Source organism: Brevibacterium yomogidense (assembly GCF_016107685.1).
Taxonomy (GTDB): domain Bacteria; phylum Actinomycetota; class Actinomycetes; order Actinomycetales; family Brevibacteriaceae; genus Brevibacterium; species Brevibacterium yomogidense.
The window spans coordinates 272,217-294,625 of the sequence record NZ_JABASY010000004.1; the positions used below are offsets into that span (position 1 = coordinate 272,217).

Annotated in this window: 18 protein-coding genes; 12 read left to right on the plus strand and 6 right to left on the minus strand. The window is 69.7% G+C overall.

Annotated elements, in window-relative coordinates; all coding sequences use genetic code 11:
• Nucleotides 1-2: 2 nt before the first annotated feature.
• Nucleotides 3-1,880: an ABC transporter ATP-binding protein gene (locus tag JFC09_RS12150; protein WP_198394290.1), complete on the minus strand. Its 1,878-nt coding sequence runs from the start codon at nucleotides 1,878-1,880 to the stop codon at nucleotides 3-5.
• A 277-nt stretch (nucleotides 1,881-2,157) separates the two neighbouring features.
• Entirely contained in the window at nucleotides 2,158-3,201 is a 1,044-nt protein-coding gene (coaA, locus tag JFC09_RS12155; protein WP_198394291.1) for a type I pantothenate kinase, read from the minus strand.
• A gap of 182 nt (nucleotides 3,202-3,383) precedes the next feature.
• On the opposite strand from coaA, the gene JFC09_RS12160 reads away from it, so the two are divergent.
• The 5 genes from JFC09_RS12160 (at nucleotide 3,384) to JFC09_RS12180 (ending at nucleotide 8,985) form a co-directional block, all read left to right on the plus strand.
• Nucleotides 3,384-3,623, plus strand: a complete 240-nt coding sequence (locus JFC09_RS12160) for a helix-turn-helix domain-containing protein (protein ID WP_198394292.1) — start codon at nucleotides 3,384-3,386, stop codon at nucleotides 3,621-3,623.
• On the plus strand, nucleotides 3,620-4,936 hold the full coding sequence (locus JFC09_RS12165) for a HipA domain-containing protein (protein WP_198394293.1): 1,317 nt from the start codon (nucleotides 3,620-3,622) through the stop codon (nucleotides 4,934-4,936). The genes JFC09_RS12160 and JFC09_RS12165 overlap by 4 nt, the downstream gene beginning before the upstream one ends.
• 53 nt (nucleotides 4,937-4,989) lie before the next feature.
• The gene (locus JFC09_RS12170; RefSeq protein WP_198394294.1) at nucleotides 4,990-6,348 is read left to right on the plus strand and encodes an MFS transporter; all 1,359 of its coding nucleotides are present in this window, start codon (nucleotides 4,990-4,992) and stop codon (nucleotides 6,346-6,348) included.
• A gap of 145 nt (nucleotides 6,349-6,493) precedes the next feature.
• Complete coding sequence (gene glmS / locus JFC09_RS12175) at nucleotides 6,494-8,368, plus strand: glutamine--fructose-6-phosphate transaminase (isomerizing) (RefSeq protein ID WP_198394295.1); 1,875 nt, start codon at nucleotides 6,494-6,496, stop codon at nucleotides 8,366-8,368.
• An 89-nt stretch (nucleotides 8,369-8,457) separates the two neighbouring features.
• Entirely contained in the window at nucleotides 8,458-8,985 is a 528-nt protein-coding gene (locus JFC09_RS12180; RefSeq protein WP_198394296.1) for a holo-ACP synthase, read from the plus strand.
• Between the two features lie 7 nt (nucleotides 8,986-8,992).
• On the opposite strand, the gene JFC09_RS12185 is transcribed toward JFC09_RS12180, so the two are convergent.
• Together JFC09_RS12185 and JFC09_RS12190 are read right to left on the minus strand one after the other, a co-directional pair.
• The gene (locus JFC09_RS12185; RefSeq protein WP_198394297.1) at nucleotides 8,993-10,390 is read right to left on the minus strand and encodes a M20 family metallopeptidase; all 1,398 of its coding nucleotides are present in this window, start codon (nucleotides 10,388-10,390) and stop codon (nucleotides 8,993-8,995) included.
• Nucleotides 10,391-10,465: 75 nt separating this feature from the next.
• The gene (locus JFC09_RS12190; RefSeq protein WP_198394298.1) at nucleotides 10,466-11,992 is read right to left on the minus strand and encodes an AbgT family transporter; all 1,527 of its coding nucleotides are present in this window, start codon (nucleotides 11,990-11,992) and stop codon (nucleotides 10,466-10,468) included.
• 211 nt (nucleotides 11,993-12,203) lie between these two features.
• Between JFC09_RS12190 and JFC09_RS12195 the strand changes: the two genes are divergently transcribed.
• Nucleotides 12,204-13,136, plus strand: a complete 933-nt coding sequence (locus JFC09_RS12195; protein ID WP_198394299.1) for a LysR family transcriptional regulator — start codon at nucleotides 12,204-12,206, stop codon at nucleotides 13,134-13,136.
• On the opposite strand, the gene JFC09_RS12200 is transcribed toward JFC09_RS12195, so the two are convergent.
• Nucleotides 13,105-14,613 carry a flavin monoamine oxidase family protein gene (locus JFC09_RS12200; protein WP_198394300.1) on the minus strand — a complete coding sequence of 503 codons (1,509 nt, stop codon included), beginning with the start codon at nucleotides 14,611-14,613 and terminating at the stop codon, nucleotides 13,105-13,107. The genes JFC09_RS12195 and JFC09_RS12200 overlap by 32 nt on opposite strands.
• Complete coding sequence (locus JFC09_RS12205; RefSeq protein WP_198394301.1) at nucleotides 14,610-15,275, minus strand: TetR family transcriptional regulator C-terminal domain-containing protein; 666 nt, start codon at nucleotides 15,273-15,275, stop codon at nucleotides 14,610-14,612. Before JFC09_RS12205 ends, JFC09_RS12200 begins: the two co-directional genes overlap by 4 nt.
• Before the next feature lie 137 nt (nucleotides 15,276-15,412).
• Between JFC09_RS12205 and JFC09_RS12210 the strand changes: the two genes are divergently transcribed.
• From JFC09_RS12210 to tsaE, 6 genes are all read left to right on the plus strand, one after another.
• A complete protein-coding gene (locus tag JFC09_RS12210; protein ID WP_198394302.1) occupies nucleotides 15,413-16,816 on the plus strand; it encodes an APC family permease in 1,404 nt (467 codons plus the stop codon).
• A 92-nt stretch (nucleotides 16,817-16,908) separates the two neighbouring features.
• Nucleotides 16,909-17,541: a hypothetical protein gene (locus JFC09_RS12215; protein ID WP_198394303.1), complete on the plus strand. Its 633-nt coding sequence runs from the start codon at nucleotides 16,909-16,911 to the stop codon at nucleotides 17,539-17,541.
• A 20-nt stretch (nucleotides 17,542-17,561) separates the two neighbouring features.
• The gene (locus JFC09_RS12220; protein ID WP_198394304.1) at nucleotides 17,562-18,794 is read left to right on the plus strand and encodes a M20 metallopeptidase family protein; all 1,233 of its coding nucleotides are present in this window, start codon (nucleotides 17,562-17,564) and stop codon (nucleotides 18,792-18,794) included.
• Between the two features lie 26 nt (nucleotides 18,795-18,820).
• Complete coding sequence (locus JFC09_RS12225) at nucleotides 18,821-20,569, plus strand: bifunctional ADP-dependent NAD(P)H-hydrate dehydratase/NAD(P)H-hydrate epimerase (RefSeq protein ID WP_198394305.1); 1,749 nt, start codon at nucleotides 18,821-18,823, stop codon at nucleotides 20,567-20,569.
• Nucleotides 20,559-21,776 carry an alanine racemase gene (gene alr / locus JFC09_RS12230; protein ID WP_198394306.1) on the plus strand — a complete coding sequence of 406 codons (1,218 nt, stop codon included), beginning with the start codon at nucleotides 20,559-20,561 and terminating at the stop codon, nucleotides 21,774-21,776. Before JFC09_RS12225 ends, alr begins: the two co-directional genes overlap by 11 nt.
• The gene (gene tsaE / locus JFC09_RS12235; protein ID WP_408610967.1) at nucleotides 21,769-22,368 is read left to right on the plus strand and encodes a tRNA (adenosine(37)-N6)-threonylcarbamoyltransferase complex ATPase subunit type 1 TsaE; all 600 of its coding nucleotides are present in this window, start codon (nucleotides 21,769-21,771) and stop codon (nucleotides 22,366-22,368) included. The genes alr and tsaE overlap by 8 nt, the downstream gene beginning before the upstream one ends.
• Nucleotides 22,369-22,409 lie beyond the last annotated feature (41 nt).

Genomic DNA, 22,409 nt, shown 5'->3' on the forward strand with positions numbered 1-22,409 from the left:
TCTCAGCTGTCCTGGCGGAACTGGGTGCGGTACAGCTCTGCGTAGCGCCCGTCCCGGGTGAGGAGCGCCGCGTGATCACCGCGCTCGATGATCTCGCCGCCCTCGACCACGAGGATCTCGTCGGCGGCCTTGATCGTGGACAGCCGGTGGGCGATCACGAGGGCGGTCCTGCCCTCCATCGCCTCGCCCAACGCCATCTGGATGGCCGCTTCGTTCGTCGAATCGAGTGCGCTCGTCGCCTCGTCGAGGATGACGATCGGCGGGGAGGCGAGCAGCAGGCGGGCGATGGTCAGCCGCTGGCGCTCACCACCGGACAGGCGGTAGCCGCGTTCGCCGATGACGGTGTCGAGGCCGTCGGGCAGGTTCGCCAGCACTCCGTCCAGGCGGGCCCGGTGCACTGCGTCGCGCAGATCCTCCTCTGACGCGCCCGGCTTCGCGATGAGCAGGTTCTCGCGGATGGATTCGTGGAAGAGGTGACCGTCCTGCGTCACCATCCCGACCGCGCGCTGGAGGTCGCGGAAGGACAGCTGCCGCACGTCGATGCCGCCCAGTTCCACCGCACCGTGGGTCACGTCGTACAGACGCGGCACCAGGGAGGCGAGCGTCGATTTGCCCGCGCCGGACGAACCGACCAGTGCGATCGTGCGGCCCGCGGGGATCTCGACGTCGATGCCGTGGAGGACCTCGGTCCCACCCCGCTCGTCCAGGGTCGAGACCTCTTCGAGGGAGGTGAGTGAGACCTCGGTCGCGGAGGGGTACGCGAAGCGGACGTCGCGGAACGCGACGGACAGGGTGCCGTCCGGCAGGGGAGTGGGGTCGTCCGCCTCGCGGATGAGGGCGACCAGGTCGAGGACCTCGAACACCCGCTTGAAGCTCACGACCGCACTCATGATGTCCATGCGGGCGTTCGCGAGCATCGTGAGGGGCCCGTAGAGGCGGGTGAGCAGCATCGCGAGCGTGACGACCTGGCCCGCATCGAGCGTGCCCGCGACCGCCTGCCAACCGCCCAGCCCGTAGACCAGGGCGAGAGCGAGCGCGCTCACCAGCGTGAGCGCGGTGACGAACGTCGCCTGCAGCATCGCGACGCGCACGCCGATGTCGCGGACGCGTTCGGCACGCACCGCGAATTCCGCGGATTCGTGCGCGGGATCCCCGAAGAGGCGGACGAGGGTCGCACCGCCGGCAGAGAACCGCTCCGTCATCCGCGTCGACATCGCCGCGTTGTGATCAGCCGCTTCGTACTGGAGCTTCGCGAGCTTGCCGCCCAGCGAGCGGGCGGGGATGAGGAAGATCGGCAGGAGGAGGATCGACAGCAGTGTGACCTGCCAGGAGATCGTCACCATGACACCCACCGTGAGTGCGAGCGACACGATGTTCGACACGACCCCGGACAGGGTGTTGGAGAACGCGCGCTGCGCGCCGATCACGTCCGTGTTGAGGCGGGAGACCAGCGCTCCGGTGCGCGTGCGGTTGAAGAACGCGATCGGCATCGTCTGCACGTGGTCGTACACGGCGGTCCGCAGGTCGTAGATGAGGCCCTCACCCACACGGGACGACAGCCAGCGGTTCGCGATGGTGATGACGGCCTCGGCGATCGCGAGACCCGCGATGGCGGCGGCGAGCCACCCGATGGTCGACAGAGGGCCGCCTGCGGTGATCGCGTTGACGACGTTGCCGGACAGGACGGGGGTGACGACGCCCACGACGCTCGCCAGGACGGACAGGACGAGGAAGCCGATGAGCTTCCCCTTCTGCCGGGCGGCGAAGCGGAAGATGCGGCTGATGGTGGGGCGGTCGATCTTCACGTCCGGGGCATCACCGCCGGAGCGGACGCTGCTGGTCTGCCGGCGCAGCATCATGTGGGGACTGTTCATGCTCATAGGGCCTCCCTGAGGGCGGGAACGAGTGAGGCGGGAACGACCGCACCCTGCACGGGCGGCCCGCGGCGGGCCCGCGCGCGGGGTCGGGTGCGATCGGTATCGACGATCTCAACACCGGCCGACCCGCTTTCGATTCCCGCATCACACGGGAGAGGCCCCAGAGCGCGTCGAGGGTGCGTGCCGCCATACGGACCTCACCCGCCGCTGGTCCGGCGTCATCGTGGCGAGCCGACCACTCGCGGACGAGCTCTGCGAGGTCATCCGCGGCTGAACGGCCTCACAGTTTGCGCAGCTGGATGCGGGAGACGGAGTGGTCGGACGACTTCCGCAGCAGCAGATCCGCGCGGCCGCGGGACGGCATGACGTTCTGGTGGAGGTTGGGGGCGTTGATGGAGTCCCAGATCTCCGTGGCGAGTTCACGGGCCTCGTCGTCGCTCAGCTGCGAGTAGCGGTGGAAGAACGAGTCGGGGTCCGTGAACGCGCCGTGCTTGAGCCGCAGGAACCGGCTGATGTACCAGGAGCGGACGTCTGCGGCGGAGGCGTCGACGTAGATGGAGAAGTCGAAGTAGTCGCTCACGGACACGCCCACCTTGCCGTCTGCGCGGGGGCGGGGCGGCTGGAGGACGTTGAGGCCTTCGACGATGAGGATGTCAGGCCGGCGCACAGTGATGCTGGCGCCGGGGACGATGTCGTAGGTGTGGTGCGAGTAGACAGGGGCGCGCACTTCCTCCGCACCGGACTTCACAGCGGCCATGAAGCGCAGCAGGCCGCGCCGGTCATAGGACTCGGGGAAGCCCTTGCGGCCGCTCAGCCCCCTGCGGGCCAGCTCCGCGTTGGGGAAGAGGAAGCCGTCCGTCGTGAGGAGCTCGACGCGGGGCGTGTCCGACCAGCGGGCGAGCATCTCCCGCAGCAGACGGGCGGTCGTCGACTTGCCCACGGCGACGGAGCCCGCGACGCCGATGACGAACGGTGTGCGCTGTGGAGCGGGCTCGAACCCCTCGTTGCGCAGCGGGGAGAGGAACTTCCGCGTGACGTCGTGCTTCTGCCCCCGCGCCGCGGAGTACAGGTTGAGGAGCCGCGACAGCGGGAGGTAGATCGACTCCACCTCGTCGATGTCGATGCGCTCACCCAGACCGCGCAGCCGCGCCACGTCGGACGTGGTGAGGGGGAGAGGGGTGGAGTCCGCGAGCCTGGACCACTGCTCGCGCGTGAAGTGCCAGTACGGGGACTGCGCGTCCGTGTCCGGCCGGGGCTTCGGTCGGAGACCCGCGAGCCGTCGGGCGGCATCGGAGACGAGGGACTCCCTGTCGTGCTCAACCATGCGCCCGATTCTTCCATGCGACGGCGTGAGCCATGTCTCGCGGGTGGAGTGTGAGACGGACGACCGAGCGAGGGCCGGGGCAGAGCGGCACTCGTCAGTCGTGAATACGAATCGGTAGTCACGGCGCGTTGATTACGTTATTGTAGTCATTGACGGGTGGAGAGAGACGACCAGGGAGCGGCATGCGTGCACAGATCAGCTCTGCGGCGGACATGGGCCGCCTTGTCCGCTATGTGAGGAACCACCACGGTGTGTCGCAGCGGGACCTGGCCCAGCGTCTGGGTGTCACCCAGCGATGGCTGTCCGAGCTGGAGTCGGGGAAGGGCAAGCAGCTCAACGACCGTTACTTCCGAGTCCTCACCGCTCTGGGTGTGCGACTGGACGCCGAGGTGCACGGCATCGACGAACCGCCCGCGTCATGACCGCATCACTCGATGTACGGCTCACGGGGACGGTGATCGGTGAGTTCCTGCCTGACAGCTCGTTCCGCTGGGCCGAAGGTTGGGAGCAACTGTCACCGTTGAACTCGGCAGTGCTCTCCCACAGTCTTCCGTTCGGTGCGGACCGACCGGACCCCGGGCCCTTCTTCGGCGGACTGCTGCCGGAAGGGATCGGTCTGCAGGAACTGGCGAGAGAAGCGAGGGTCGCATCGGACGACCTGCACGGCCTGCTCGCGGAAGTGGGTGCGGATGTCGGCGGTGCTGTCACGATCGGCGAACCTCGGCCGCCGTTGGATCCCCTCGTCCTCGACGAACCTGATCTCAGCGGTGTGCTCGAGAGGGCACGAGGTTACCTGCGGGCCAGCGCAGTCGGGGGAGGCGGCTCCTCTGCGACCGGAGTGCGGCCGAAGGTCGCGCTCACGTGGGACTCCGCGACCGAGAAGTGGATGGTGGGGCGCGGGTCGTACCCTTCCACACACCTGCTCAAGCCCGTCCCCCGGGAAGAGGCGGCGGGGGTCCGAGCCGAGGCGTACCTCAACGCGATCGCGCGCGCCATCGGTCTGTCAGGCCACTCAGCGTCAGTGGAGGGCGCAGGAGAGCACGTGGTCCTGGTGGTCGAGCGCTACGACCGGGTGGTCCCCGACGACGGTCCGGCCGTGCGTGTGCACCAAGAGGATGCAGCCCAGGCTCTGGGCCTTCCCTGGGGAGGCAACGCGAAGTACGAGCAGGTGGAGTCACGGGCCTCGCTGCGGAATGTGGCCTCACTGCTGTCTGTGCACGGGTCGGTCTTCGCCCCCGGGTCGGACGACCGTGAGGGCCTACTGCAGATGACGACCCTCAACATCGTCGCCGGCAACACGGATGCCCACGCGAAGAATTTCTCGCTCCTGCTGCCGCAGATCGGCGTTCCCACTTCTCAACCCGAGGGGACCGTGCGGCTCGCCGACGCCTACGACATCGTCCCGCAATCGTTCTTCACGGCTGAACCCGATCCTCTTGCCATGCGCGTGAATGGGAAGGCGGCTGCGGGGGCGGTCACTGCGGGGGACCTCATCGCCGAAGCGTCCGCCTGGGGGCTCTCCCGGTCTCGCGCCGCTGAGGTCGTGACGAACACGCTTCGGGCGATTGAGCGGACGGTGGGGGACGGGATCGGCGAGGACGGAACAGGAGGGTACGGCCCGCCACCAGGATTGCAGGACTTCTTGACGGAGCAGGCGACCAATCTGCTCCGGGGCGACCAGGCGTGGACGCGCGCGTTGCCTGCAGGGCTCGCCTACGCGAAGCGGGGGGAGTAGGAGAGCGCTGCTGCCAGCCGCCCCGTCCGCCTGCTCTGACACAATCGACCTCTGTGACCCCTCGTCCTCCTCGCCGTCGTCGCCTGCGTGCGCTCTTCGCCGACACCCGCCCCCTCCAGCACGCGCACTACCGCAGGCTGTGGACGGCGAACATCGTCACGTCGATCGGTGCGCAGCTCACGGTCGTCGCGGTCCCCGCGCAGATCTACGCGATCACCCAGTCGTCCGCGATGGTGGGACTCACGGGAGTGTTCGGTCTGGTCCCGCTCGTCGTGTTCGGGCTGTGGGGTGGGGCGCTCGCGGACTCGATGGACCGTCGGAAGCTGCTCCTCGTCACGACGACCGGGCTCATCCTCACCGCCGCCCTCTTCTGGGTGCAGGCGGCCCTGCAGCTGAACAACGTGTGGCTGCTGCTCGCCATCTTCGCGCTCCAGCAGTCGTTCTTCGCCGTCAACCAGCCCGTCCGCACCGCGATCCTGCCGAAGATCATCCCCATGAACCTCCTCCCGTCCGCGATGAGCCTCAACATGACCGTCGTCATGGCGGGGGCGATCGTGGGCCCGCTGGTGGGCGGCGCACTCATCCCCATCATGGGATTCGCGTGGCTGTACCTCGCGGACACCCTCTTCCTGCTGGCGACCCTCTACGCGGTGATCCGCCTGCCGTCCCTGGTCCCGGACAACGCGATCAGCAGTCCCGGCCTGCGCAGCGTCATCGACGGGTTCCGCTACCTGCGCCTGCACCACGTGCTGCTCATGAGCTTCGTCGTCGACATCATCGCGATGGTGTTCGGCATGCCCCGCATCCTCTTCCCGGAGATCGCCCACGAATCGTTCGGCGGGCCCGTCGACGGAGGGATCGTCTACGCGCTGTTCTTCGCCGCGATGCCGGCCGGCACCGTGCTGGGCGGGATCTTCTCCGGCTGGGTGTCCCGGGTGGAGCGGCAGGGACTCGCCGTCGTCAACGCGATCATCGTGTGGGGCGCCGCGATGGCCGTGCTGGGACTGGCCGTCGGCCTCGCCGACCGTCACCTCCCCGCCGCCGAGGCCGCGGCCGGGTCCACGACCTCGGGCCCGGACGGCGGACTCGTCGTCAGCGGGATGCTGCTCGTCCTCCTCGTCGTGGGCCTCGGCATGCTCGTGGTGGGCGGGGCCGCGGACATGGCGTCGGCGGCCTTCCGCTCCACGATGCTGCAGGAGGCCGCGAGCGACGACGTGCGAGGCCGGCTGCAGGGGGTCTTCATCGTCGTCGTCGCGGGTGGACCGCGACTGGCCGACATCCTCCACGGGTGGGCGGCCTCGGGCGTGGGCGCCGGGTGGGCCACCGGCGGCGGGGGACTGCTCGTCATCGTCGGCGTCGTCACCGCGTGTGCGCTGGTCCCGGCGTTCCACCGGTACCGGGTGGAGCGGTGACCGGCTGCGTGGTCGAGTGATGCGGCGGATATCGCAGTCGGCCGCGTGACGCGGAGCACGCCGAACCTGCGTCTTTCCTTCGGATCACGGTACTGGCCCGGCCGACCGGCACGTGTGCCCTTGCTCCGGCGGTTACGCTTTTTCCATGTGTGGAATCGTCGGATATGTCTCCTCGGCCGCCCGTGACGGTGCCGACCACCTCGCCCTCGACGTCCTCTTGCAGGGCCTGGGCCGCCTCGAGTACCGCGGGTACGACTCCGCGGGCGTCGCAGTCGTCACCGACAGCGGTGAGCTCGCCTCCCGGAAGCGCGCCGGCAAGCTCGCCAACCTCCTCGACGAGGTGAAGGACGACCCACTCCCGGAGGCTCTCACGGGGATCGGTCACACCCGGTGGGCGACGCACGGCGGTCCCACGGACGGCAACGCCCACCCGCACCTGGCCGACGACGGCAGGCTCGCGCTCATCCACAACGGCATCATCGAGAACTACGCGCAGCTTAAGGCGGAGCTCGTCGCCGGCGGCGTCGATTTCGCCTCCGAGACGGACACCGAGGTCGCCGCCCACCAGCTTGCGAAGAACTACCGCGCGTCCGGTGACATGACCGAGGCGATGCGGGTGACGGTCGGACAGCTCGAGGGCGCATTCACCCTGCTGGCCGTCCACGCGGACGCCCCGGACACCGTGGTCGCCGCCCGCCTGAACTCGCCGCTGGTCATCGGCCTGGGCGACGGCGAGAACTTCCTGGGCTCCGATGTCGCCGCGTTCATCGACTACACGCGCCGCGCGGTGGAGATCGGTCAGAACCAGATCGTCACGATCACCCCGGACGACGTGCGGATCATCGACGCGGCGGGCAACCCGGTCGACGGTGAGCCCTTCGACGTCGACTGGGATCCGGCGACCGCGGAGAAGGGCGGCTTCGCCTCCTTCATGGACAAGGAGATCCACGACCAGCCGCAGGCGGTCGCGGACACACTGCTGGGACGCTTCGGGTTGGACGGCAGGCTCCAGCTGTCGGAGATGCGGATCGAGGAATCGGTCCTCAAATCCGTCGACAAGATCGTCGTCATCGCCTGCGGCACGGCCGCCTACGCCGGTCAGGTCGCGAAGTACGCGATCGAGCACTGGTGCCGCATCCCGACCGAGGTCGAACTCGCCCACGAGTTCCGGTACCGCGATCCCGTCGTGACGGAGAAGACGCTCGTCGTCGCCGTGTCGCAGTCGGGCGAGACGATGGACACGCTCATGGCGGTCCGCCACGCACGTGCGCAGGGTGCGAAGGTCATCGCGATCTGCAACACCTTCGGTTCGACCATCCCGCGCGAATCCGACGGAGTCCTCTACACGCACGCCGGTCCGGAGATCGCGGTCGCGTCGACGAAGGCGTTCCTGTCGCAGGTCGTCGCCTGCTACCTGCTGGGCCTCTACCTGGCGCAGCTGCGCGGCAACAAGTACAGCGACGAGATCCGGGTGATCCTCGACGAGCTCGAGGCGATCCCCGCGAAGATCCAGCGCATCCTCGACGAGACGAAGCAGCAGGTGACCGATTTCGCCGTCCGCCACAAGGGCGAGCAGTCGGTGCTCTTCCTGGGCCGTCACGTGGGCTACCCCGTCGCGATGGAGGGGGCGCTCAAGCTCAAGGAGCTCGCCTACATCCACGCGGAGGGCTTCGCCGCGGGCGAACTCAAGCACGGCCCGATCGCGCTCATCGACGAAGGGCAGATGGTCATCATCGTCGTCCCATCGAAGAAGGGCCGCGACTCGCTGCACGCGAAGGTGCTGTCGAACATCCAGGAAGTGCGCGCCCGTGGTGCGAACGCGGTCGTCATCGCAGAGGAGGGATCGACCGAGGTCGAGGAGTTCGCCTCCGAGGTGTTCTACGTCCCGGAGACCACGACCCTGTTGGCGCCCCTGCTGGCGACCGTGCCGCTGCAGATCTTCGCGATGGAGCTCGCCACCGCGAAGGAGCTGGACGTCGACCAGCCGCGCAACCTCGCGAAGTCCGTCACCGTGGAGTGAGCGGCCCAGGTGGCCTGTGATCGCCCCGCTGTCCATGACGGCGGGGCGATCCGCGTCCGCGGTGACGGGGATCGGCTACGGTCGTCCTCATGGCGATCATCGGAGTAGGCGTCGACATCGCGGACGTGCCGCGATTCGCAGAACACATCGAGCGGGTGCCGGAGCTGTTGGACCGGCTCCTCACCCCCGCGGAGCAGCTCAAGAAGAACGGCAAGCGGCGCTCCGCGGAATCCCTGGCGGCGCGCTTCTCCGCGAAGGAGGCGCTTGTGAAAGCCCTCCAGTTGCCGCAGATCATCCCGTGGCAGGAGGCCGAGGTCGTCTCCGCCTTCTCCGGCGCCCCCAGTTTCCGGCTGACCGGCTGGGTGCTCGAGCACTTCCGGCAGAAGGGCGGCGAGACCGTGCACCTGTCGATCACGCACGATGCCGACCGCACCGTCACCTTCGTCGTCGTCGAGGGCTCAGGCCCCCGCATCGTGCCGCCCGTCGATCAGCCCGCGCCCCTGCTGCCGGGGTCCCCGGAAGCGCTCGCAGAGCTCGAGAAGTTCCGCGAGATGGCGCGCGCTTCCCGCGACGCACGCCGCGCGGAACGGGAGGCGGCTCGCCGCGACCAGAGCTGAGACCGGCTCAGGGTCGGTGGGAGCGCAGATCCCACAGGAGCCCCGCCATGATGCCCATGGCTTCGCGCGTCAGGGACGCCAGCACGTGCTCGTTCGGAGCGTGCTGCGCACACCCCGGGTAGGAGTGGGGCACCCACACCGTCGGCAGTCCCAGCACGTCCGCGAACGCTCCATTCGGGATCGTCCCTGCAAGATTCGGGACAAGCGCCGGAGCCTTCCCGGTCGTCTCCTCCAACGAGGCCAGCGCGAGCTGCGCCCACGGATCCTCCGGACTCAGACGTGTCGCGGTCATCCCGCCGCGGTCCACGACCTTCACCCGGTCGAGACCGGCCGCCTGCAGGTGGGCGCGGATCGCGGGGACCACGGCCTCGGCGTCGGTCGAACCCACGACGCAGCGGAACTGCAGATCCGCGTGTGCGCTCCCGGGGATCGCTCCGACCGGCTGGTGCGGGTCACCGCAGAGGAAGTCCAGGATCTCCAGCGTGTTCCACGCGAAGAGGCGTTCGGCGGGTGACAGGCCCGGCTCGCCCCAGCCCTCGGTGAGTGCGGGGTCGCCGGGGTCGCTGCCCACCCGCAGCGTCGAGGTGGCGCGGCGCACCGCATCGTCGATGCCGGTGGGGCGCAGCGCATCGACGAGGATGCGGCCGCGGGCGTCGACGAGCGACGCCAGCGCATGGGCGAGGATCGTGCCGGCGTTGGACAGCACCCCGCCCCAGTTGCCGGAGTGGTGCGCGCGGTCGCGCTCGTCCACCTCGAGCCGGATCAGCGTGGTGCCGCGGGAACCCAGGAAGACGGTGGGTGTCTCCGCGGACATGCGGGGCCCGTCGGAGGCGAGGAAGACGTCCGCGGCGAGCTCCTCGCGGTGGTCGGCGCAGAACTGCGACAGACCCGGGGACCCGGCCTCCTCCCCGGATTCGACGAGCAGCTTCACGCTGTAGCCCAGCGTGCCGCCGCTCAGACGGATCACCTCGTCGAGTGCGGCCAGGTTGATCGTGTGCTGCGCCTTGTTGTCCGCGGACCCGCGTCCGTACCACCGGTCACCGTCGACCGTGAGCGTCCACGGGTCCAGGCCGTCGCGCCACTGACCGGTCTGCGGCGGCTGCACGTCCGCATGGCCGTACATGAGGACGGTGAAGGCCGCGTCCTCCTCGATCCGCTCCGCCACGAAGAACGGGTGCGTGGACGAGGCCGGGTTGTCGAACCGGTTCCAGGTGAACCCCATCGCCTGGACGGCGGGGCCCAGGTCGGCTCTGAAGTACTCCTCCGTCTCCTCCGCGAGCGACGGGTCCGTGCTCACGGTGCGCCGCTGCACCCGCGCGGCGAGCTCTTCGAAGAGCTGCCCGGAGTCGAACCGCCCGTGTGCGGCGGCGACGGCGTCGGAACGGGTGGGGCCGGAGATCGTCATGGGGTTCCTTTCGGCAGGACATGGAATGAGAGGGTGCGGCGATGTGCGTGAAGAGTGGGGCGGCGACACGGGTGATCATTCGAGGTGGAAACCGACCCCCGGACCGATGGGTAGACCCGCTGCGTAGAAGACGAGGAACAGACCGCTCTGAGCGATGAAGACTCCCACCGCGTACGGCAGTGTTGCCGAGATGAGATTCCCCAGGCCCTGCTTGGGGTCCCATTCGCGCATGAAGCCCAGGATCACGATCATGTAGGGCATGAGCGGGGTGACCATCGAGGTCGAGGAGTCGCCGATCCGGTAGGCCATCTGGACGGCGGCCGGGTGGAAGCCCAGCTGCATGAACATGGGGACGAAGATCGGGGCGAGGATCGCCCACAGACCCGTTCCGCTGGTGATGAGCAGTGTGATGATGGCGGACACGATGACGACGCCCACCAGCAGGCCGATCCCGGAGGCATTCATGGCGATGAGGGCCTGGGCCCCGTTGACGGACACCCACAGCCCGATGTTCGACCATGTGAAGTACGCGCTGAACTGGCTGATGAAGAAGATCACCACGAGGAAGTGGCGCATGCTCCCCACCGCCTCCGCGAAGTGCTCGACCACGTCACGGCCGCGCGAGATCTTCCTGGCGCCGGCGCCGTAGGCCAGCGCCGTGAGCGTGAAGAAGACGAGCAGGACCGGGACCACACCGCTCAGCAGAGGCGAGGGGACCAAGCCCCCGTCCTCGTTCTGCATCGGTGAGCCCGGCAGAAGTGCGACGGTAGCGATGACCGCGATGAAGGCGGCGGCCGCCAGCCCCGCCGCGATCAGCCCGCGCTTCTCTTCCGTGTTGAGGGGCTCCGCGGTCGCCATCTGCTCACCGGCGTACTCGCCGAACCGGGGCTCCACCACCCATCGCGTGATGCATCCGCCCACCACGGTGCAGAGGACTGCGGCGGCGACCATGAAGTAGTAGTTGTCGACCGCGGTGACCTCGAGGTCTGCACCGATGATGGAGACGGCCTCCGTCGACAGCCCGGCGAGGATCGGCTCCATCGACGTGATGAGGAATCCGGACCCGTAGCCGCTGGAGGAGCCGGCGAAAGCGGACACGATCCCGACCAGTGGGTTGCGACCCAGCGTCCGGTACACGATCGCCGCGAGCGGCGGCATGATGAGGAACGCGGCGTCCGCGGCGATCGTCGCCGTGTTCGCGACGAAGAAGACGGCGAAGGGCAGCAGCCACACCGGGATGTTGAGCATCACCGCACGGATGAGCGACTGCAGCAGCCCGATCTTGTCCGCCAGTCCGATGCCCAGCATGATCGTGAGGACCGTGCCCACGGGCGCGAATCCGACGAAGTTCGACACTGTGTTCTCGAGGACGAACTGCAGCCCTTCACCGCTGAGGAGGCTCTGGACGGGAGTGTCCTCACCGCTGTCGGGGTGGATGACGGAGACCCCCGCAGCGGCGAGCGCTGCAGAGCCCACCATGATGATGCCGATGAGCCACAGGAAGATGATCATCGGCTCCGGCAGCTTGTTCCCGAACCACTCGATCGCGTCGAGGAGACGGGTCCGGCGTCTGACCGGCGGAGCTGTGGTGGGTGCGTGCACGAAGTCTCTCCTGGAAGTCGTTGCCTGGATCACCACGGACAGTTCTTCCGTGTGCCAGCGATCGAGTGCGGCCTTCGGCGGTGAAGGGGGCCGACCCGTCAGTCCTCTCAGACGAAGGTACGTCAGGTCGACCCCGCCTGTGTGGTGCGAGCCACAGCCGATCGCGCACTGTACCGTTGCCCCAGAGGCAACGGAACGAGGGGTGCGAGTCGTGGCTGAGATCCTGTCCGTCGAGCTGCAGTACTTTCGCGAGACGGCAGCCGCGGGCTCCGTCAACGAGGCCGCGCGACGGCTGCACGTGGCGGGATCCGCGGTGAGCCGCCAGATCGTGAAGCTCGAGCGCTCCCTGGGGGTGCCGCTCTTCGTGCGGCACGGTCGGGGCATGGAGCTCACGACGCACGGGTACCGGCTCCTCGCCTCGGTGCGACGATCGGATGTCGAACGGGAGCAGTTGCTGGCCGATCTCACGCATACCGCTGGTGGCGTCAGGCGGCTGCGCATCGCCTGTTCCGACGGTTTCGCGGAGTCTCTCGTCGGCAGTGTGATCGCCGATTTCGTCCGCACCCACCCGACCGCGCGGATCGACGTGATCGCGTGCTCGAGTGCACAGACCGTCCAGCTCGTACGGGATGCGCGCGTCGACATGGGGGCATGCTTCGTCACAGGGATCCCCACCGGAGTGCGGGTCGAGTACACGGAGCAGCTGCCGATGGCCGCGATCATGTCCGTCGACCACGAGCTCGCAGGCAGATTGGCGCTGAGTCTCGAGGAAGCGCTCGAGCACCCCTACGGGTTGCTCAGTGGGCAGAGTTCACAGCGTGATCTGCTGTCCGCTGCGGCGTCTCAGCGGGGACACGAATTGGACCCCGTCGTGGAGGCCGACCGCAGTGCGGTCCTGCTCGACTTCGCACGGCGTGGGGGCGGCGTCGTGTTCCGCTCGATGCTGGGTCAGGAGATCGCGGACGACCCGCAGCTCAAAGCTGTGCCGCTGACGGACCCGGAGCTGCGCCAGCGCAGCGCGCAGGTGCACACGCCGCTGCCCGGGGAGCTGGACTCGCTGCAGTCGGAGCTCATCGACATGCTCATCAGCAGCATGCGACTGGCGCAGGACCCTACGGGAGGCGAGGAGTCTCCGGGAGGCTGACGACCTCGTCGGCGGCTCTCCGCCCGGAGCGGATGGCGCCGTCGATGTAGCCGTTCCACACAGCCGCGGTCTCTGCGCCCGCCCAGTGGATCCGGCCGGACGGGGCGGCCAGGTGCGTGCCGGCCGTCGTCCACAGCCCCGTGCCGAACCGGCCGCCGTAGCAGCCGCGCGTGAACGGCTCCTCCGTCCAATTCCGCTGCAGCACCTCGGAGGGGCTGGCCGCCTCCTCACCGAAGAAGACGGTGAGGTCCGCGACGACGCGACGGGTGCGCTCAGCCTCCTCGAGCGAATGGAATGCGCGGGCGTGCCGCCCCTCGACGAACGCGACGAGCACGCCGCGATCGACTGTGCCCGTGTCCGGGTCCGGGATGCAGTTGTCGTAGACGAGCGACACGTCGTGGTCGAGGCTCAGCACCGTGCCGCTCAGCCCGGCATCCCGCCAGAACGGGTGCTGGTACTCGACCTGGAACTTGATGGCGTCGCCCGGCAGCATGTGGGACTGTGCCCGGTCCCGCAGGGCCGGCAGCGGCGGGTCGAATGACAGGCGCGTGGCCATCGTGGGCGGTACCGCGACGATCACCCGGTCGCAGTGCAGGGTGCGATGCGCGGTCGTCACCGCGATCGGGGCCCGGCCGGAGTCGTCCCGGTGCCCAGCTGCCGCGTCCACGCGCGCGCCGACTGCGCCCTCGCCGGCACTGTCCGCGTCCCACCCGCTGACGCCCGTGACCTCCTCGTCGAGGAGTACCCGGTCGCCCAGCTGTTCTGCCAGCCGTTCCGACAGCAGGTGGGTGCCGCCGCGCACCCGGGATTCCTGCGCGCCGCCGATCGTGAGCATCATCCGGTGCAGGCCGCCGCCGGAGCCCAGGTAGAAGAGCATGTGGAGCGCGGAGCTCTCGTCGGCTTCCGCTGCGAAGATCGTGGTGAACATCGTGCCGATGAACGCCCGCGCCCCGGGGTCCTCGCAGTGCTCGTCGAGCCACTGCGCCGCCGTCATCCGGTCCAGATCCGCTGCCGCAGGTGACTCCCACGGCGCGTCCAGGTCGATCGTCGCCGCCGTGCGGTCGATGAGCTCGACGAGCTCCGTGAACGCCCGCGCGGACTCCCCGCTCAAGCCGAACGCGTCCTCGTCGCCCTCCGTGCGCTCGCCGCCTGCGAAGAGCAGCGAGGCACCCTCGTCGTGGACGGTGAAGGTGGCGAGGCCCAGCCTGTCCGCCAGGGCGAGGACCTCGTCCTGGGTGGGGCCGACCCACTGCCCTCCCAGCTCGATGACCGTGCCCGAAGCGAAGGTGCCTCCCTCTGTCCGTCCGCCCACGCGGTCGCGGGCCTCGACGACGCGCACGTCCAGCCCGGCGGCCGCGAGGCGGTCCGCGGCGGTGAGTCCCGCGATGCCCGCACCCACGACGACGACGTCGCAGGTGAGAGTGGGTGCGGCCTCGGCGGTGGTGGGGGCGGCCTCGGGGGTCGAGTCGGTGGTCATGGTGTCTCCTCGGTGTGAGCGGCGATGAGGGTCGCGGCGGGGATCGACAGGCGCCCGGCCAGCGGGGCGGCCAGGCGTGCAGGGTAATCGGCGGGGTCTCCGTATGCGACGAGGGTGTGGGCATTGAGCCCGTCGAGCAGAGCGATGAACTCCCACGCGCAGGCCTGCGGATCATCGACCACGAACTCGCCGCGCTGCACGCCGTCGATGAGGATCCGCGTGATGAAGCCCTGCCACGTATCCATCGCGAACCGCACGGTCCGGGCCATCCGCTCGTCGCGGCGGCCGATGCTCCAGCCGTCGAACCACACGCCCGCCTGCTCTTCGCGTCCCGGTCTGCCGAGTGCGTGGATGAGTGCCGACAGGCGGCCGACCGCAGTGGACCGTGCGGCGACGAGGCCCTCCATCGTCGCGTACTCCTCCTCGAGCAGCACCTGGCACGCGCGAGACCGGATCTCACCCACGTCGGGCGCATGGTGGACGACCAGCGTGTGGGTGATCCCCAAGTGCTTGGCGATGCTGCGGTGGGTGAGGTTCTGCAGTCCGTACGTGAGCGCGAGGGTGCGGGCGGCGGCCTCGATCGCCGCACGGCGCTGGGAGGAGCTCTGCCTCACGCGCTTGGCGGCTGCGGGCGGTGTCTGCCCAGACGTCTCCGTTGACATGCGATGTGACCCCGCTTACTGTTCTGGCAGTGGTGTTGACCACATGGTCAATATGCCGTGGTGCGCAGGGCGTGTCAAGGGACGACGCGCAGTGAAGCGCCGCGGCACCGCGGACACTCGACGAGGAGACGCACGCGATGACTGCACCAGGACCCCGCCCCGTATCCCTTGGCCGATCGGATTCCGCAGGCTGGCCCGGGGCCTCTGCCCCGCCCGGGGCCTCCGCCCCGCCAGACGGCGGCCTGATCCGGTCGATGGGGGTGCCGACCCTCGTGTTCTTCGGCCTCGCCTACATGGTCCCGATGACCGTGTTCACCACGTACGGGATCGTGAACGAGGTGACCGGCGGCTTCCTCGCCAGCGCGTATGCGATCACGCTCGCGGCGATGCTGTTCACAGCGGGCAGCTACGCGCTGCTGGGTCGCAAGATCCGGTCCGCGGGGTCCGCCTACGCCTACGCGCGGGAAGGGTTGGGCGGAGGTGTCGGCTTCCTCACCGGCTGGGCCGTCATGATCGACTACATCCTGCTCCCGATGCTCAACTACCTGCTCATCGGCCTGTACCTGGCGGAGCGGTTCCCGCAGGTGCCGGCCTGGGTGTTCAGCATGCTGGCGCTCGTGCTCGTCACCGCGCTCAACATCATCGGGATCACGGTGGTCAAGAGCGCGAACGTGGTGCTCGTCGTCCTGCAGGTCCTCTTCTTCCTCGTCTTCTTCGTGTTCGCATCCCGGGCGTTCGACCCGCACACGGGCCCGCTGGACCCGTTCCTCCGCTCCGACTTCAGCCTGCCCGCCGTCGTCGCAGGATCCGCGATCCTCTGCCTGTCCTTCCTGGGCTTCGACGCGATCTCCACGATGGCCGAGGAGGCGAAGAGGCCCACGCGCTCCATCCCCATCGCGGTGATCCTCACGACCGTCATCGGCGGTGTCTTCTTCATCGCGATCTCCTGGTTCGCACACATGACCACGCCCGAGGTCGTCACCGGCGACGGCGCCGACGTCGCCGCCCTGTCGATGCTCGCGGGCCTCGGGGGAGAGGTGCTCACCGCGCTCTTCCTCGCCGCATACGTGACGGGGGCGCTGGGATCCGCGCTCGCCTCCCAGGCGTCCGTCGCCCGCATCCTCTACGCGATGGGTCGCGACCGCGTCCTGCCACAGAAGCTGTTCGGATCCCTGTCGGAGCGCTTCCGCACTCCGGTCGGGGCGATCCTCGTCGTCGCAGTGGTGTCCGTGTCCGCCGTGTTCGCGGACGTCGACTTCGTCGCCTCCATCGTGAGCTTCGGCGCACTCACCGCCTTCAGCGCCGTGAACATCAGTGTCGTGAGCGTCTACCTCGTCCAGGGAAAGAGGCGGGGAGCGGGGGCGGTCGTGCTCTACGGGGTCGTCCCCACGGTCGGATTCCTCCTCACGGTGTGGCTGTGGACGAGCCTTGCGCCGCACACCGTGCTGCTGGGGCTGGGGTGGATCGCCCTCGGCTTCCTCTACCTCGTCTGGACCACCCGTGCGTTCCGCCGGCCGGTCCCACGCATGCACCTGGAGTGACCCTGCGAGAAGGGCCTTGCCGTTCGGTTTCCGAACGGTATGCTTCTCGGGGGAGTTCGGCTCCCCGGTAGGCGACTTCTTCAAGGAGAAACATGGCAGAGCGAGTGATCACCAGGCGCATGCTCACGAAGGGAGTGGCATGGGCCGCTCCCGTCACGATCATCGGCACGGCAGCGCCGGCACTCGCAGCCTCGCAGGTGAACGGCCTCAACGGCTGGGTCGAACTGCGGGGCGACTGCGGCAAGAAGAGCCTCATCATCGACGGTCGCGGCACGTACCCGGACCGTGGACTGTCGGTCTACCCGATCACCTCGTCCACCGTGACACCGCAGAACGCGAGGATCACGTTCTACCTTCCCGACGGTCGTGTCGACGGAGGGTCCACCGCGGTGGAGGACAGCGGCTGGAGCGTTCCCGTGCAGGACGGCTCCGCGCCGCATAAGCCCGGCTGCACCGGCTATACGACCGCGTACGACGGCGACTGGACGTACATCAGCGACGAGAACCAGATGAGGGTGACGAGCTTCCCGTACTTCTCCGTCCCGACGAACAGCATCTGCTCGCAGCCACTCCACGTCATCGCTCGACGCAGCGTCGAAGTGGGCGGCAACACCCTGGTGCATGAGCGCTCGGTGACCCTGGGCGGCGCCACGGCCTACTCGGCGGGGATGGGCGACGATTCGGCGGACGCCGTCGACGCTCAGGAACTCGTCGGGGCGGTCTGACCGGCGCTACCCTGAGAGCCATGACGCTCCCCTCCGCCGCAGACGCCTCCGCGCTCCTTCCCCAGCTCCAGAAGATCCGACGCTCCCTGCATCGGAACCCGGAGGTGGGGCTGGACCTTCCCCTCACCCAGCGCACCGTGCTCGACGCACTGGACGGGCTCGACCTCGACGTGACGACGGGGGAACGGCTCAGCTCCGTCGTGGCCGTCCTGCGGGGAGGCAGGCGGGAGGAGACGCACGCGGCCGTCCTGCTGCGCGGGGACATGGACGCACTGCCGATCATCGAGGAGACCGGCTTCGACTTCGCGTCGGACAACGGTGCGATGCACGCGTGCGGTCACGACCTCCACACGACCGGACTCATCGGCGCCGTCCACCTCCTCCATGCCCACCGCGCGGATCTGCCCGGGGATGTCGTCTTCATGTTCCAGCCGGGTGAAGAGGGGTTCGACGGTGCGGGGAAGATGATCGACGAAGGGGTCCTCGAGGCTGCGGGAGTGCCGCTCGTCGGCGCCTACGGTGTGCATGTCTCCGCGGATCAGGAACCGGGTCACGCGTACTCGCGGCCGGGTTCGTACATGGCGGCGTTCTCCCGCTTCGACGTGACGGTCCTGGGACGCGGCGGACACGCAGCCCGGCCGGAGAACGCGCTCGACCCGATCGAGGCCGGTGCCGCCCTCATCGGCCAGCTGCAGGAGTACATCACCCGCCGCTTCAACATCTTCGACTCCGTCGTCCTCACGGTGGGCATGTTCCACGGCGGCACCGCGGCGAACATCATCCCGGAGTCCGCTGAGCTGTCGATCAGCGTCCGCACGTTCAGCCCGGAGACCACCGCCCGTGCGGAGGAGGAGCTTCCGCGGGTGGCGCGGGAGTTCCTCGCCGCCCACGGCCTGGGGGCGCGGATCGCGTTCGAAACCCTCCTGCCGGCGACGGTCAACGACGACGCGGAAGCGCAGTTCTTCCTCCAGACCTTCGAGGACCTCTTCGGTGCGGACCGCGTGCACACCGTCGCGCACCCCCGCGCCGGGTCGGAGGACTTCTCCCGCGTGCTGCGGCGCGTCCCCGGGTCGTACGGGCACCTGGGAGCGGCGATGCCGGGAGTCGATGCGGCCGCGCAGGAGGTCAACCACTCCCCGCGGGCACGCCACGGCGACGACGGGCTGGGCGAGCAGGCACTGTTCCTCGCGCACCTCGCTGCCAGGAGGCTCCATCGGGAACTCGACCGGTCCGCCGCGGGCCCGCGCAGCTGACCCGCACGCGGTACTAGTCTGAGCACATGCCTGTCCCCGCCTACAGTGCGGCCGCCGTCCGCGCCGCCGAACAGCCGCACATCGACGCCGGTCGGGGCGAGTCCCTCATGCGCCGCGCCGCCGCCGGACTCGCCTCCGCGTGCCGACGGGTGCTGCGCTCCTCCGACGGCCGCGTCACCGGCAAGCGGGTCGTCGTGCTCGCGGGACCGGGGAACAACGGGGGAGACGCACTCTTCGCCGCCGCGAACCTCGCCCGTCGCGGCGCCCATGTCACCGTCGTCGCGCCCCTGGGCCGGCTGAACCCGGAAATCCTGCGCGCCGCACGCAGCGCCGGGGTCCGTCTCCTGGAGCAGACCGCGTCCGGCTCGGACCGGCCAGGTTCGGGCACGCCCGGCTCGCATCCCGACTCCGGACCGGGCACACACCCCGCCGCCGAGGCCCTGGCCCCCGGACCCTTCCTCGACCACGCCGCGTCCCTCGCCGCCCGTGCGGACCTCGTGCTCGACGGGCTGCTGGGCACCGGTGCCCGTCCCCGCCTGGACCCACCACTTCGCGACCTCCTCCGCGCCTGGCAGGACCACACCGACCGGCTCCCGGGACAGCAGGTCGTCGCGGTCGATGTGCCGACCGGTGTCGACGCGACGACGGGGGAGTGCGGGGACGTCGTCGTCCGCGCGGACGTCACCGTGACGTTCGGCGGCCGGAAGGCGGGGCTCCACCTGCCCGGAGGGGCGGAGGCCTCGGGCACGGTCGAGTGCGTCGACATCGGTCTGGGCCTCGACCTCGGGCATCCCCTCGACCTCGGGCCGGCCTCAGATCTCCAACCCGCCTCCGACCTCGGGCCCGCCTCCGTCTTCGGGCGCACCCCTGAACTCTGGCTGGTCGACGACGGCGACCTGCGCGACTGGCCCCAGCCGGGGCCGCGGGACCACAAGTACACGCGCGGTGTGCTGGGCGTCATCGCGGGATCGCAGCAGTACCCCGGCGCGGGTGTCCTCACGTGCCTCGCCGCCGTGAACGCGGGCGTCGGAATGCTGAGGGTGCAGGGCGCGCGGGCCGTGCAGGACGCCGTCCTCGCCCGCGCCCCGGAGGTCGTCACGGCCCCCGGGCGCGTCCAGGCGTGGTCGATCGGCTCGGGGGCGCCGGAACCCCACGACATGATGGAGTTCCTGGGTGAGGCGATCGGCACGAACACGCCGATGGTGCTCGACGCAGGAGCGCTCGCCCTCATCCCCGCTCTGCTCACCGCGGCGGGAGGAGGACCGGCCGCCGGCGAGCCGTCGCCGCTGCCTGCCACCACCGTCCTCACCCCGCACGCCGGCGAGCTCCGAGAGCTGCTGAGCCGCATCGACGACGACGCGGCGGACCTCGCCCGCGAGGACGTCGAGGCCGACCCCGTCCGATGGGCGCGTCGCGCCGCCTACCTCACCGGCGCGGTGGTCCTGCTCAAGGGGCACCGCACCCTCGTCGCCACTCCCGACGGCCGGCTGTGGGCGCCCACCCCCGGCCCGCCGGCGCTGGCGACGGCAGGCAGTGGTGACGTGCTCGCGGGCCTCGTCGGTGCGGCCCTCGCGACCGGTCTGCCGCAGGAGCACGACGAGGGGGACGCCGCCGGTGCCGCTGCGGCGCTGGCAGCCCTCGCCGTTGTGCTGCACAACCGCGCCGGTCGTGAGGCCCGCAGTGCGTCGGCCATCGCCGAGGCCGTCGCCGCGGAGCTCACCGCCGTCCGGTCCCAGCACGCGGACTCTGCGGAGGGTGATCCCGATGCGCGCTGACGCACCCTCGACCCTGCGGGCCCGCATCGATGCGTCCGCCCTTACCCGGAACGTCGCGGCGATCCGTCGGACGATCGGTGACCGGACCCTCATGGCGATCGTCAAGGGAGGGGCGTACGGGCACGGGCTGGAGCATGTGGTGCCCGCCGTGCTCGGCGCAGGAGTGCGGAGGTTCGGTGTCGCGACACTCGCCGAAGCACTCGACCTGGACGACCTCCTCACGCGCCTGCCGCACGGTGAGGAGGCGGACGTCCTCTTCTGGATCCACGACGCCACGACGGACCTCGTCCCGGCCGTGGCGCGCGGGTTCGAGGTGGGCCTCTCCACCGCGGACGGCTTCGTCCGCGTCCGCGACGCCGCCCGTCGCACCGCACTGCCCGCCCTCGTCCACCTCAAGGTCGACACCGGGCTGGGACGCGGCGGCTTCACCCCCGCACAGGTGCGCGACCTCCTCGCGGACCTTGCCGAGGCGGGTGACTGCCACGACGGTGAGGTGCGGATCGTCGGACTCATGAGCCACCTCGCGAACGCGGATGTGCCCGGCGACCCCGCGACCGTGGAGCAGAAGGAGCTCTTCGACGTGCTCCACGCGGAGCTCACGGACTTCCTCGCCGGGCCGGGCGCCCGCTTCGCGACGGGGGAGCACCTTCGAACACATACGGCGAACTCGCCGGGCGCCCTGGGTCCGGACGAGGTCCCCGGCGACACGGTCCGGGTGGGCCTGTCGCTGTTCGGGCTCAGCCCCTTCGAGGAGATCACCGCGGCAGACCTGGGGCTGCGCCCGGTCATGAGCCTGGTGTCCCGCGTCCTCACGGTGAAAGAGGTCCCGGCCGGTCACGGTGCGTCGTACGGGCTGACGTTCAGGACGGACCGGCCCACCCGGTTCGCACTCGTCGCGGGCGGCTACGCGGACGGCATCCCGCGGGCGGCCTCCGGACAGGCGGAGGTGACGATCCGCGGGCAGCGGCTCCCGGTCGTCGGCCGCATCGCGATGGACCAGATGATCGTCGACGCGGGGGGTGTCCCCGTCGAGGTGGGCGACGAGGTCGTCGTCCTGGGCGACGGGCACACCGGTCCCAGTGCCGAGGAGTGGGCGGCCTGGTCCCACACCATCAACTACGAGATCGTCACCCGCGTCGGACCACGCGTCGACCGGGAAGCCGTCACGACCGACGGATCGACCCCTGAGGAGGCCCACCGTGGCTGACGCCCGACCGGACGCCGGCGTGGAAGCACAGGCCTCCACGCTCGTGCTCCGCCTTGCCGACCGTGCGGCGATGGTCGACTTCGCAGGCGCTGTGGGTCGTACGGTGCGGTCCGGCGACGTCCTCGTCCTCACCGGGAACCTGGGCGCGGGCAAGACGACGTTCACCCAGTTCCTCGCCCGTTCGCTCGATGTGCGCGGACGCGTGTCCTCACCGACGTTCGTCATCGCCCGCGAGCACCCGCCCCGCGGTGAGGGCCCCGGACTCGTCCACGTCGACGCGTACCGTCTGGGCGGACCAGACGAGTTCGACGATCTGGGACTCGACGCAGCACTGGACGAATCCGTCACCGTCGTCGAATGGGGGCGGGGCATGGCCGAATCGCTGGGCGACCACCTCGAGCTGGAGATCCTCCGTGAGGACGAGGAGGCTGCGGCTGCCGACGACCCCGACAACCTCGACCCCACCGCCCTGGACGCTGACGCGCTCGACTCCGAGGACGACGCCGTCGACGACGAGCCCCGCACGGTCGTCGTCACCGCGCACGGGGCGAGCTGGGACGGTAGACTCGCGAAGCTCCACCCCGAATCCTGACCCGGCCCGATCCGGCCCGGCTGCCCCGACCGGGTGACGGA